The sequence below is a fragment of the Winogradskyella sp. 266wxhm genome, from assembly GCF_058964685.1.
The window spans coordinates 2,231,337-2,243,033 of sequence record NZ_CM179559.1 but is presented as its reverse complement, the minus strand read 5'-3'; the positions used below and the strand labels follow the sequence as shown (position 1 = coordinate 2,243,033).

Genomic DNA, 11,697 nt, shown 5'->3' with positions numbered 1-11,697 from the left:
TTTAAAATCGACTCAATTATATATTGAATACAAATTTATAGGTATATAGATTACGCATTGCTTCTTGCTCAATCATAGTTTCAAAACATCCATAATTTTCCTTTACGTATTTGCGAATACTATCCCCAAATTGTCGTTCCACATCTTTTTTAGAAATTTCTAAAAGTCGGTTCTGAGCCTCTTCGCTCAAGTCTGTAAAATTGAGATGTACCATAGCTCTTTTTTATAAAATACCGTTATCAGAAAAACTATAGTAATTGCCATCTGGTGCAATTATTAAATGGTCAAGAATGGTAATATCAAACAATCTTGATGCATTTTTAATCTTGTTTGTAAGCGTTTTATCCGCTTCACTCGGCATTAATTTGCCACTAGGATGATTGTGTGTTAAAATAATGGCTACAGATAAAGATTTTAAAATGACCGCAAACAAAATCCGTAGGTCTATTAAGGTACCTGTAATTCCACCTTGCGACAATTGATATACGCCTTTTACCTTATTACTGTTATTCAACAAAACAACCTTAAAAGTTTCCTGTATGCCAATAGTATCTTTATCCCAATCTTCAAAAAGCAGTTCAGCGGCATCTTGTGAATTACCTATTTTCTGCCAATTAGAAGATTTTAAACCTCCTTTGTAACTAATCTTTATTTCGTTAACTTGTGCTTTCATTGTTTTAAGTATTAATTTTTAATAATGAAAAGAGGGCGCATCTTTAGACGGTTACGCCCTCTTTAATTCTAGGTTTACTTATCGCCTTTACTACCAAGTAAAAGGATTTCATCGGCTATGACTTCCGTAACATAGCGTTGTTCATTATCATCAGTTGTGTAACTTCGGGTTTTTAGTTTTCCCGATATTCCAACTTCTTTTCCTTTAGAAACATATTTTTCTACTATTTCAGCAGTTTTGCCCCAGGCAACGATTGTATGCCAATTGGTATCAGTTTGCTTCTCGCCTTTGCTGTCTTTGTAATACTCATTTGTGGCTAGTGAAAAACGGGCTACTTTCTTACCGCTTTCAAGGTTTGTAATGGTTGGTTCCTGTCCAACGTTTCCAATTAACTGTACGTGATTTTTAATAGTACTCATAATAAAAAATTTAAGTGATTTATATTTCCCCTATTGATTTAAAACAGATTAAATTTTAAGGGGTGTTTGTTCTTTTCTTTCGTGCACCGCACAATGGATAGAGTGGGTTTTGTCAAGACTTTTAGGGAATAAATCAGGTGTGTTTGCGACGTAGCAAAATCCTTGGATTTTCAAGGAAGTAGATACCTTATTTTTCACTAAAACTTGTGTAGTCTTGACAAGTTCCATAAGGGCATTAGCAATTCTTTTAAACGCAGTTGCGTTTGAGCGTACCGGCAGTTAAGCGAAATAAGTAGCTGTGGTTAAGTTAGAATTGGTTATGCCGTGCCTGTTTTTCGACGACCCGAAAAACAACACAGGCTTTATCCATTATAAACCCCTTAAAATGTGTAAGGCATCCGTTCGGTTTTTAAGAATTTTCGAGGAAGCACCCAAGAAGGGCTTACCGTAAATTCTGTTAAGAAAACCGAAATGATGGCTTTCCGATGAGAAGCGGACTCTATTCACAATTTTGGCTCAGGAATGTAGTGTTCCTTCCCAGAACATCGGGAAGGGTTAACGAAATGGATAGCTGAAATTGGGGATTGTGTCCAAGATATTTGTAGCGAAGCTCTTTTTCCGGAATGAAGAGCAACGGAATGTAGGGGAATGTGCTGAGTGGGTAACAACACTAAATCCTGCATTTCCAGTTGCATTCATTGGTATGGATTTCTAATCTTAATTTTTATCTTCTTTTTTTGGTATCAGTTCTTCTATATCTGATAGTTCGTTTACGATTCCCTGTTCCCTTAATGAGTTTTCAATATTAATTTGAACCACATTGGCGTTGGCTTTCCAAACAACCTCGGTAATAAAAGCGATGGAAAGCTGCACTTTTAAATCGGTAGCAAAATCAATATTCGAATTTTTCCATTTGTCTCTGTGTTTAGAATTAGCATCTTGTGTTAAATCGATTAAAGAGCCGTAGATTTTTCTATCTTCATCTAATATCCCAAGTTGGTGTTCTTTTTGTTCATCAACATCAAGGTCATTATGTTTTAGAATAGGCAAATCAGCTTTTGGTAAAACGAACAGTACATTTTTGAGTCCAGTAGATGGAATCCTAATAATATTATTTTCAATTTTATTAAAGTTATCTATCCCGTAGATATTTAGATTCATTGCCACCATAACATCTCTATCCGCATCAAAACCCAATTTTTCTACCCCCTTTATTAAATCCTCTTTACGTAGAAGATAGCGTTTTTTCTTAGTAGATAAAAATGCGTTGGGAATGTAATAATTAATGTTTTGATACACTATCTGCTGCGATAGAATAGTGTCTGCATTAAGATGTGGAATGTCTCCAGTGGTAAATGCAGATTTTTGAAATAAGTTCATTATACCATTTACACCGAAGGAAATAGTAGGTTGCCCATCAAAATTCTCAGCAGAATTTTGGATACAATCAAATCTTGCCAGTGCTTTGACAATAGCATCTTTAGAATTTACAAGAAAACCCCATTCTTTATCATAGTCAATATCTGCATTTAATCTGGCTTCTTCAATAGCTTTTTCAATGGATGTTTCGAGAACATCAATAAATTCTGATGATTTCGCCTTTAGCTTTTTCATCTCTTTCTTCTTCATATTAAATTGTATTTAAGAGATTTTTATCTTTCATTACTTTTTTCAAACAGAACCTGAAATAATTTATGGATTCTTGCCAGCGTAATAACTCTAACACTTCGGCTTGAGGTAATGTAGGTTGTCTTGTGAAGTTATCGTAGGTATTGTGTTCTGGCAGTTTAAACTGTCTTAAAAAAAGCAATGTCAAATACTGACAGATGTAGAATGTAACACGCCTTCTGTTCCCTAAATTATCCAATCCTGGGAAAGGGTATGATAAATCAATAGGATAATAACCTCTCCCAAACTCGTCTTTAAAGCTACTGAACCACGTAAAAATCTCGGTCATATTATTAGGCAGCAGAACATATTTTGGTGGCTGGTGTTGTGTATATGTAAACAGCGTTTTAAGGGCTTCATAGTTTTTCTGATATATCAATAAGCCTCCTAATGCCAAGTGAAACTCAAAAAAACGTTTTCTTTCGTTGTCTCTTTTATCTATTAACGACTGGTTATCATATTTTTTAGTCTCAAAATTGTAATCTGTGCCATAGACTCGTTGCAATCCAAAATTAAAATATTGATGTGCCGTACCCCAATAGTTACCTACAAATTTGGGATTGTTTGATATGAGTACAACATTGCGCCAAAGTTCTTTATAGGTGTCATTTGAGATGGGTGTTTCAAAAATACCTTGTCCCATTAACCATACGCCACTTACAACAAAATATTCGAGACTTTGCAAGTCTTCATTTCTACCCTTGGCAACTTCTCTTATAATTTCCCTAATACCATAATGAAACTCGTGATTAAACTCAACTTTAAAGTTTTCAAATCCATCTGGTTTTTCTTCCTCTCTTGGTCTAATGAAGTTAGCACGGTAATTATTGAATTCTTCCGTGTAGAAATTAACTAATGTTTCTTCTAAACCTTTATCTTGTGTCCTAATGGCAAATATTGCAAGTTCATTGATAATCTTAAAATGGTATTTATCATCTTGATCTTTTTTTAGCTTTCGGTATTCGGAAATTATATAGGTAAGCAAACGTGTGGACTTGCCATTGTACAGCGAAACCTTATCTAACCAAATAATAAAAATAACAACCAATAATACTGTTAAGAATAGCGTTAGAAGTTTTGCTGAGTTTTGCATCATCCAACTATCCTTCCAAAAAAAAGGTTCACGGTCTAATATTAAGAATATAAAAGAGCCGATTGTAAAGAACAAAACCCATTCAAATACTGTTATTCTTCTTGACCTTCCGGGAAATATCCCAAAAAGTTTTGTCTGCGGAAATTCATTTTCAAAAGCATTAGCCAGATAGTTTGATGAAAACTTGTGGCCTATATTGGATATTTTATCCACGATAATAGGATATGCTATACCCAAAATTGCGATGTCGATAGCGACACAGATTTCTATAATATACTTTAATTCCATTCACATTAATTTACAATAGTTCTACCACCTTGTACCAATAATAAAATATAGATTTATCGGGTTGGCGTTTTAATCTGTTCAAAAAGGCCCAATCCAGATTTTTAATAACCAATTCCTTTGTATCCTGATTCTCATAATATTCTATTTCAACATCCTCTTTTTGTAGAATAATAGCATTCAAATAGGCTACTTTGGCCGAAGCTGCCAATGCTTCTTCAATCCTAAAATGTCCTGTCATTAAAAATGCGCTACCAAAGCTTCGTATGCCAGAGCTTAAATCTGCAAATTTCTTTTTCTTTTCAGCGGTTGGGTTACGTTCTCGTCTTGCCATAATAGCACAGGTATTTATGGAATCCCATAGCACATCCTTTTCATTGAGTTTCCTTTTACTAAAATCCTTGTCCGTACTTCGATAGGATAGTTCTGCTTTCGCGAAAGCTGAAAAACTTTTCTTTACCATTGCTACATCAGTAATATTTTCAAAAAGTTTTCCCAAGTCGAACAATTGCTTGCAGATTTCCATTGCAAATAACTGGTCGCCTTTGTAGAATGGTATGCCTATGGTATCTGGTGCAAAAGCTGTTAGCTTATCGCCACAAATAGCGTTTACCGAAGGCGTAGTAATTGTTGTAGCAGTTCCATCAATGGAAAGCCAAGGTGTTTCAATGGGCGATTCTATAAGTTCTGGATAGTGCGGACTGTCAAAAAGGATATCCAATAGAATGGTTCCAGGAACGTTTGGATTATATACCGACTCGAACTCAAAGGTGTAATGTGCCTTTGGAACACCTTCCTTATAGCTTCTATGCTCATTAAGCACGTGCTTTTTGAAATGTGAATTGGCTACAACTGCATCCAAAATTTCTTCTAATTTATCACGCTCAACGCTCGAAATAATATCGATATCAATAGAAAATCGGTTCCCTTCTTTTAGCAAAAGCACAAGTGATGTTCCCCCTTTGAAAACAAAATCGAGTCCTGAAACTTTTAAATGTTCGAGTAATGATAGTGCGTGAACCATTTTTTCCAGAATGGTTACATCGATTCCCTTATGTTCCTTTTTTGCACGGAAGCCATTCAGCCATTCCTTTTCAAAACTTTTGTTGTTAATCATAATGAATATCTTCTAAAAAATTTGGAATGTTGTTGCCTATAAACTGCTTTATTTCCTGTTCTTTTTTGCGTCGCTTGGCATAGCTGAACAACTTTGTAAAATTGATGCTATATCTATCAATTATTTTCTCGTAGATGTTTACCATTTCAGAACCTTGGTAAAAATGTAGCAGATTTTCATCTGCAAACAGGTCCACCATAATCTTTTCAAGAGTTGCAATGGGCACTACCGTTTTTTTATTTTTTATTTTTTGAATGGGTGCCCTTGTCACCAAACGTTTAATGATAACTGGCACGTTACTTTCTGAAATATAGAATTGAATTTCCTTTTCATCTGGATTTAGGAAAAAATCCATTCTTAGATTATCATTTAGGTAGTAATAGAGTGAGTCTACAAATTCTTTTTCTACTTCAACAACAATCATTTGATTTGACGTCTGGTGCTGAGAAAACTCATTGAGCCATTGGGTTTCCCAAATGGCATATTTTATGTCTTCAAAACGCTCATTGGTTTTACGGGCTATCTTGAACACACTATCTGATAGAAGAGGTTTATATTTAGGTTTATAGGAAATAACATAAAGTCCACGACCAATGGTTTTGATGATATCTTTTTTCTTTAGGTCATAGATTCGCCAACTAAAGGTGCTTTCCTTTAGGTCCGGTTCAAAATCCAGATAGAAGTTATATAGCGCATCCCTATCAAAAGAACTACGGTCTTTGAAAGCTTGTATCAGTTTATTTTCAATAATCTTTGGCATAGTTAAAAATCAAAACTTTGCCAAAAATACAAAAAAGTGGCGAATATTTGAAAACAAATTTTTGCCACTATATAGATTAAGTGGTAATAATTGGAAATTAAACCTATCTAAATTCAGACAAACTTAGAATATGATAATAGCAAATACATATATTACTGTTTTGGGTTCAATATGGAAAGGAATTGCAACGATTTCAATTTTATCTCTTCAATCACAACACTATTCTTTTCAGTCTCAAGTAATGCCCAATATTTGGATTCGTTCCAAACAAATTCTCTTGTTAGACCAGAACCGCGTTGATTTATAAATCCCCAGAACCAAAGGTCGTCCCAAACTTCCATTTCTTCAGAAGAATAATTATGCTGTAGCAGTTTATTAATTTTATGGAAATTCCATTTAATTGTTGGGTCAATACGATGGAAAATTGCTTCAATTACAGCATCGACAGGTAAGAAGATTTTTTCTTCTTTGTCAATGATTTTCGGCGCATCGTCCCATATTGAATTTTGAAATCCATACTTACCATTATGTAAATGATAAATGGTTTTGGTAAATAAGGCAGATGTTTTGTTGCCCCATCCTTTTTGTCTCAACATACCATAGTAAATAGATTCATAATTATAGGCACCATTTTCTTTATCTGTTAGAAAATCGATGAATGTCTTAAAACTATGAAGCTGTAATTTATTCGAATATACTTTCTGAAAAAAAGGTGCAAGTAAGTCAATTTTAGGTTGGCTTTGTGTATTCGCTACGTGATGAAGAATTGAATACAATTTATCTTCGAGTGAATCGAACGGCGCTAAAAACCGGTTATAAGAATTTGACTGAACCCTTTTATTATAATATCTGTTCTCATTCAAGAAATGCAATAAAGAAGATAATTTGGAATTCATTGTTGTATTCAAAATCAACTATTTTTCAAGGGTTACCGTTCCCTTAGCATTAACCCAATAATGTTGTATACCTATCTTATTGAGCTCTGGAATAATACTGGCTATTGCTTTTCTTATTTGTTCGTCTTCGGGATGCGCAATGGCAATTTTTGCATTTGGGAACGCAACTTTGGTTTCCAAGCATTTAATAATTGCTTTACCAAAATGAGTTTTAATCTGTCCAGAGTTGAAATAATCTCGTCGCTTTGTTGGCGAATCCTTATGTGCTTTTGCACCTTTTACCTCAATTAATAATTTTTTGTCATTCTTAACAGCTACAATATCATATCCTCTCGTTTGGCCCAAGCAATAACTCTCTATCTCATAGCCTTGTTGAACCAAATGAGGCATCAGTAATTCAATGGTTTTATTTTCCGTTAGTTTTTCCATTTAAGCTAAAATTTCTCACAATATAACTGAATTAAAAAACAAATAGACTTTGTGAAAAATAAGACGGGTTTCAAGCGAACTTAATTCACGATTTTGGCACGGGAATATAGCCCTTCGATTACACTCAAGATAAATGTTCCTTCCCAGAGCCATCGGGAAGGGTTAACGGAATGAGAAGCTGAAATTGGGAATTGTGTTCAAGATTTGTGTGGTGAAGCTCATTTCACGAAATGAAGTGGTCGTCTACTTTTTTCAGCAGGCGAGCGTGGAATGTAGGGGAATGTGCTGAGTGGGTTTTAAACAGTTTACAAGAATGGATATTCAAATTATAGATTAAAAATTAAATACTAAGGATAGGGTTTTTCCCGTTATGTTTGTTTTATATATGATAACCAAATCTTAATGAATTATGAGAATTACGAAATTCTATTTTATGCTTTTAACCATTGTCGCTACCACGGTCTTTGTAGGCTGTAGTGACGATGATGATAGTGACACGATGGCTCAGGTGAGTGTCGACGGAACTGTATTGTTTGATGATGGTGACGATTTTAATGGTGATGTGGACGGTGACTTCACAGGTAACGGTGGAAGCGCCACAAGGACGTTCCTCTGGATGAACAATTTGACCACAGCGGACTATAATTCGGATATAACCGCCTCAGCCGAAGGCACTTTTAATATGCTGGTTTTGGATGCTGACGGAAATACTGTATTGAACAGGTCTCTTGATGGTGCTTCAGAACCGGATTCCTTTTCTGGGGTGACTGATGCAGGTGCGTCTGGCATATGGTCGGTTACAATCAGCCTCAGCTCTTTTAATGGTGACGGAAGCTTCTCGTTGAGCGAGGGCAACTAACAAAATTGGAATGTCCAGCAGCCTCTATAGAATTTTGTAGGGGCTTTTCTAAGAATGAAGCGGCAATATGCTGAGTGGTTTACGTACACTAAATGTTTTTGTTTAATTGCTGTCCCGTAAATAATTATATCATTTTTAATCCCATTTCATCTTCTGCAATCGAACAGCATTGAGAATAGCAAGGAAAGCAACGCCCACATCAGCAAAAACAGCTTCCCACATTGTCGCTAATCCACCTGCCCCGAGAATGAGTACAATAACCTTTACACCAAAGGCAAGTCCAATATTTTGCCAGACAATTCGTCGCGTTGAACGACCAATTTTAATCGCTCGTGCAATCTTGCTCGGTTGGTCTGTCTGGATGATAACATCGGCTGTTTCGATGGCGACATCGCTTCCTAAACCACCCATCGCAATACCTACACCACTTGCTGCCAAAACGGGTGCATCGTTAATACCATCGCCAATAAATGCTACTTTGGTTTCGGGTTGTTTTTTGAGCTCTTCAACTTCATTGAGTTTATCTTCAGGCAACAATCCACCTTTCGCCCAATCAATATTTAACTCTTTTGCAACTTGCTGTGTAATAGAGTCCTTGTCGCCTGATAGCATTATAATTTTTGAAATTCCGGAATCTCGAATTTGTTTAATGGCCTGGTGCGCATCATCCTTTAGTTCATCTGCAATGGTTACATAACCTGCAAAATTTCCATCAATGGATACCATTACGATGGATTCTACAATACCATCTGTTTCCGAGGGGACTTCTATGCCATTTGAGGTCATCAAAGCTTTATTACCTACCAATACCGTTTTACCATTGACCGTTCCTTTTAAACCTTTTCCTGCAACTTCTGAAACATCGGTCGCCTCGTAATCCGAACCGTCTGCTTTGTATTCGAGAATCGCTTTTGCAATAGGATGGGTAGATTGCTCTTCCATTGCCATCAGGTATTTCATAAATTCGGCTTCCTCAAATGTGATGGAATTGATTTCTTTGATTTTAAAAACCCCTTTGGTAACGGTTCCTGTTTTGTCCATTACGACCGTGTTTACTTGGGTCATTGCATCTAAAAAGGATGCACCTTTAAAAAGAATACCATTGCGCGATGCCGCACCCAAACCGCCAAAATAGCCGAGAGGAATAGAGATGACCAACGCACAAGGACACGAAATCACGAGGAATATCAATGCTCGATAGAGCCAATCCCTAAACACATAATCATCTACAAAAAAGTAAGGTAGAAACGTCAGTCCGATGGCAAGGAATACAACGATAGGCGTATAAATCCTTGCAAATTTTCTAATGAACAGTTCGGTCTTTGATTTTTTGGCGGTTGCATTCTGCACCATATCCAGAATTCGTGCAATGGAACTATCCTTGAATTCCTTGGTCGTCTCGATTTCGATTACGCCATCAAGATTAATGCTTCCGGCAAAAACAGTATTGCCTTTAGCAATCGTATCAGGTTTGCTTTCGCCTGTCAAGGCAGCAGTATTAAAAGAACCCTTTTCAGAAAGCAGAATACCATCAAGCGGAACTTTTTCGCCTACACGTACCTGTATCTTTTCGCCAATTTCAACAGTCTCGGGATTTACTGAAACAAAGTCGCCATCACGATAAACCAAAGCTTCATTGGGTCTTACATCGAGTAAGGCTTTTATATTTCCTTTCGCACGGTTAACGGCCGCATTTTGGAAGAGTTCGCCCACAGCATAAAACAGCATTACGGCAACACCTTCGGGATATTCGCCAATGGCAAATGCACCTAAAGTGGCTATGGACATTAAGAAGAAGAATTCCGTAAAAAAATCACCATTTTTAATACTTTTCCAGCCTTCTCTTATCACCGGAAAACCTACAGGGATATAGGCTACCGTGTACCATACTACGCGAATCCATCCTTTGAAGAAAGGAAACGCATCAAAGTAATCAATAGCGATTCCGGCTATCAACATCACAAAGCTGAAAATAGCCGGTAGATAGGTTCTAAAATTTGAAATTTCTTCAGGGCTGCTATGGTTATGGCCATCGTCGTGACTGTGCTCGCCTTGTTGTTTTTTTGGTTCTAAGTCACGTAAGTTTATTTTTTTCTTTTTCATATGTTCTAATCAAGTTTGATATCATTTTAAAAACTACTTCGATAATTTCAATATTCTTAATGCACCGCGCATTACAAAAGTGAAAACGATGCCGCCAATCACTAAATCGGGCCATTTACTATTCAGAAAATAAACCAGCACCCCAGCTACTATAACACCACCATTAACAATAATATCATTGGATGTAAAAATGGCACTTGCCTGCATATGAGCCTCTTGACTCTTTGCCTTGTTGATGAGCCAGAGCGATATCAAATTACCTGCCAATGCGAAAATTGAAACGATAATCATCCATTGAAACAAGGGTGTTTCGGTATTGCTAAAAAACCTTCTCAAGACCTCTGCAAACCCAAGTGTTGCCAATGCCATCTGAAAGTATCCGCTGTATTTCGCAACCTTCTTTTTTCTTGAAATGGCACCGCCTACCGCAAATAGGCTTAATGCATATACGATGGAATCTGCCAGCATATCTAATGAGTCTGCCACAAGACCCATCGAAGAAGAAATCCAACCGGTGGTCATTTCGATAACGAAAAAACCAAAGTTGATGCCCAAGACCCACCAAAGGATTCTTTTTTGTTTGGATTGGTCTTCCATTACGGGTGGTTCGGCTTCTGTGGTTCCCTCTAAAGAATCCCCAAGGTTTAAACCGGCTATTGATGTTTGTATATCTTCAATGCCATCCACATGATATACTTCCAATTTCCTGTTGGGAATATCAAAATCCAAATATTTCACTTGAGCATAAGATTCCAACTTCATCCGGATCATCTGCTCTTCCGAAGGGCAATCCATTTTGGTTATCTTAAATGTTGTTTTCTCCATTATCTCTTTTTTTATTTTTAATATTCGTTATAATAGTTGTCCTTTATCCGGATACAATTGTTACAAAATCCTTTTAGCAGCAGGTTTACTTCTTCTGCCTGAAACCACTCCGGCAAAGGCACTTTTGCTCTTCATCTTTCTCCCATTTACCAATGTATGTTTCCCAGTAGCTCTTTTGAATTTTTAGGAACCCCCGCAGGCTATCCGGTTTCATCAAAGACATAGACATTTCATTTCTTTGCCTGTATGCTGAATTATTCAGTGTCTGGACACCCTTCTGGAGGAATAATGTTTTTTGCACTCTTTTAGGAGCAGCGTCTTTTCGCTGAAACTTTTCAGTGTCATAGAAAACCTCCGCGGCTTCTTTTCCACTCATGCAGATCGTTTCCTTTAACATCAAACGGGTTCTAAAAATATCGGACCAAAGCTTTTGACGCTTTTTCTGAATAAATTCATAGCCGTCACGAAGTAGCGTCAAACTACTATCGATGTTTTTGTCTTTCGGAATAGTTCTCATGCTCTTTACATTTTTAAAATATTTATTTTATTTTTTAGACCATAAACTTAAAC

The 11,697-nt window shown here is 36.5% G+C and carries 13 protein-coding genes; 1 reads left to right on the top strand and 12 read right to left on the bottom strand.

Going from position 1 to position 11,697, the window contains the following annotated elements; translation table 11 throughout:
• Positions 1-16: 16 nt before the first annotated feature.
• From AC2H4K_RS09915 to AC2H4K_RS09875, 9 genes are all read right to left on the bottom strand, one after another.
• Complete coding sequence (locus AC2H4K_RS09915; RefSeq protein ID WP_281139045.1) at positions 17-214, bottom strand: hypothetical protein; 198 nt, start codon at positions 212-214, stop codon at positions 17-19.
• Positions 215-223: 9 nt separating this feature from the next.
• Positions 224-673 carry a JAB domain-containing protein gene (locus AC2H4K_RS09910; protein WP_281139046.1) on the bottom strand — a complete coding sequence of 150 codons (450 nt, stop codon included), beginning with the start codon at positions 671-673 and terminating at the stop codon, positions 224-226.
• Positions 674-747: 74 nt separating this feature from the next.
• Positions 748-1,092: a single-stranded DNA-binding protein gene (locus tag AC2H4K_RS09905; RefSeq protein ID WP_281139047.1), complete on the bottom strand. Its 345-nt coding sequence runs from the start codon at positions 1,090-1,092 to the stop codon at positions 748-750.
• A 717-nt stretch (positions 1,093-1,809) separates the two neighbouring features.
• A complete protein-coding gene (locus AC2H4K_RS09900) occupies positions 1,810-2,721 on the bottom strand; it encodes a hypothetical protein (protein WP_281139048.1) in 912 nt (303 codons plus the stop codon).
• Between the two features lies 1 nt (position 2,722).
• On the bottom strand, positions 2,723-4,141 hold the full coding sequence (locus AC2H4K_RS09895; protein WP_281139049.1) for a hypothetical protein: 1,419 nt from the start codon (positions 4,139-4,141) through the stop codon (positions 2,723-2,725).
• Between the two features lie 10 nt (positions 4,142-4,151).
• Positions 4,152-5,255, bottom strand: a complete 1,104-nt coding sequence (locus tag AC2H4K_RS09890; RefSeq protein WP_281139050.1) for a nucleotidyl transferase AbiEii/AbiGii toxin family protein — start codon at positions 5,253-5,255, stop codon at positions 4,152-4,154.
• A complete protein-coding gene (locus tag AC2H4K_RS09885) occupies positions 5,248-6,015 on the bottom strand; it encodes a DUF6577 family protein (RefSeq protein WP_281139051.1) in 768 nt (255 codons plus the stop codon). The genes AC2H4K_RS09890 and AC2H4K_RS09885 overlap by 8 nt, the downstream gene beginning before the upstream one ends.
• A gap of 152 nt (positions 6,016-6,167) precedes the next feature.
• Complete coding sequence (locus AC2H4K_RS09880) at positions 6,168-6,791, bottom strand: hypothetical protein (protein WP_493742367.1); 624 nt, start codon at positions 6,789-6,791, stop codon at positions 6,168-6,170.
• A 138-nt stretch (positions 6,792-6,929) separates the two neighbouring features.
• A complete protein-coding gene (locus AC2H4K_RS09875; protein WP_114492872.1) occupies positions 6,930-7,340 on the bottom strand; it encodes a protein NO VEIN domain-containing protein in 411 nt (136 codons plus the stop codon).
• Positions 7,341-7,749: 409 nt separating this feature from the next.
• On the opposite strand from AC2H4K_RS09875, the gene AC2H4K_RS09870 reads away from it, so the two are divergent.
• On the top strand, positions 7,750-8,199 hold the full coding sequence (locus AC2H4K_RS09870) for a hypothetical protein (protein WP_009778869.1): 450 nt from the start codon (positions 7,750-7,752) through the stop codon (positions 8,197-8,199).
• 135 nt (positions 8,200-8,334) lie between these two features.
• Here AC2H4K_RS09870 and AC2H4K_RS09865 read toward each other — a convergent pair whose 3' ends face one another.
• The 3 genes from AC2H4K_RS09865 to AC2H4K_RS09855 form a co-directional block, all read right to left on the bottom strand.
• A complete protein-coding gene (locus tag AC2H4K_RS09865; protein WP_493742366.1) occupies positions 8,335-10,302 on the bottom strand; it encodes a heavy metal translocating P-type ATPase in 1,968 nt (655 codons plus the stop codon).
• Positions 10,303-10,335: 33 nt separating this feature from the next.
• On the bottom strand, positions 10,336-11,127 hold the full coding sequence (locus AC2H4K_RS09860; RefSeq protein WP_177229164.1) for a cation diffusion facilitator family transporter: 792 nt from the start codon (positions 11,125-11,127) through the stop codon (positions 10,336-10,338).
• A gap of 85 nt (positions 11,128-11,212) precedes the next feature.
• On the bottom strand, positions 11,213-11,644 hold the full coding sequence (locus tag AC2H4K_RS09855) for a cytochrome P450 family protein (RefSeq protein ID WP_027885443.1): 432 nt from the start codon (positions 11,642-11,644) through the stop codon (positions 11,213-11,215).
• Positions 11,645-11,697: the final 53 nt, after the last annotated feature.

Excerpts from the sequence above, each read along its gene's own strand:
- AC2H4K_RS09870 (WP_009778869.1), top strand. The coding sequence starts at position 7,750 with ATGAGAATTACGAAATTCTATTTTATGCTTTTAACCATTGTCGCTACC.
- AC2H4K_RS09910 (WP_281139046.1), bottom strand. The coding sequence starts at position 673 with ATGAAAGCACAAGTTAACGAAATAAAGATTAGTTACAAAGGAGGTTTA.
- AC2H4K_RS09890 (WP_281139050.1), bottom strand. The coding sequence starts at position 5,255 with ATGATTAACAACAAAAGTTTTGAAAAGGAATGGCTGAATGGCTTCCGT.
- AC2H4K_RS09875 (WP_114492872.1), bottom strand. The coding sequence starts at position 7,340 with ATGGAAAAACTAACGGAAAATAAAACCATTGAATTACTGATGCCTCAT.
- AC2H4K_RS09865 (WP_493742366.1), bottom strand. The coding sequence starts at position 10,302 with ATGAAAAAGAAAAAAATAAACTTACGTGACTTAGAACCAAAAAAACAA.
- AC2H4K_RS09860 (WP_177229164.1), bottom strand. The coding sequence starts at position 11,127 with ATGGAGAAAACAACATTTAAGATAACCAAAATGGATTGCCCTTCGGAA.
- AC2H4K_RS09895 (WP_281139049.1), bottom strand. The coding sequence starts at position 4,141 with ATGGAATTAAAGTATATTATAGAAATCTGTGTCGCTATCGACATCGCA.
- AC2H4K_RS09900 (WP_281139048.1), bottom strand. The coding sequence starts at position 2,721 with ATGAAGAAGAAAGAGATGAAAAAGCTAAAGGCGAAATCATCAGAATTT.
- AC2H4K_RS09905 (WP_281139047.1), bottom strand. The coding sequence starts at position 1,092 with ATGAGTACTATTAAAAATCACGTACAGTTAATTGGAAACGTTGGACAG.
- AC2H4K_RS09855 (WP_027885443.1), bottom strand. The coding sequence starts at position 11,644 with ATGAGAACTATTCCGAAAGACAAAAACATCGATAGTAGTTTGACGCTA.
- AC2H4K_RS09915 (WP_281139045.1), bottom strand. The coding sequence starts at position 214 with ATGGTACATCTCAATTTTACAGACTTGAGCGAAGAGGCTCAGAACCGA.
- AC2H4K_RS09885 (WP_281139051.1), bottom strand. The coding sequence starts at position 6,015 with ATGCCAAAGATTATTGAAAATAAACTGATACAAGCTTTCAAAGACCGT.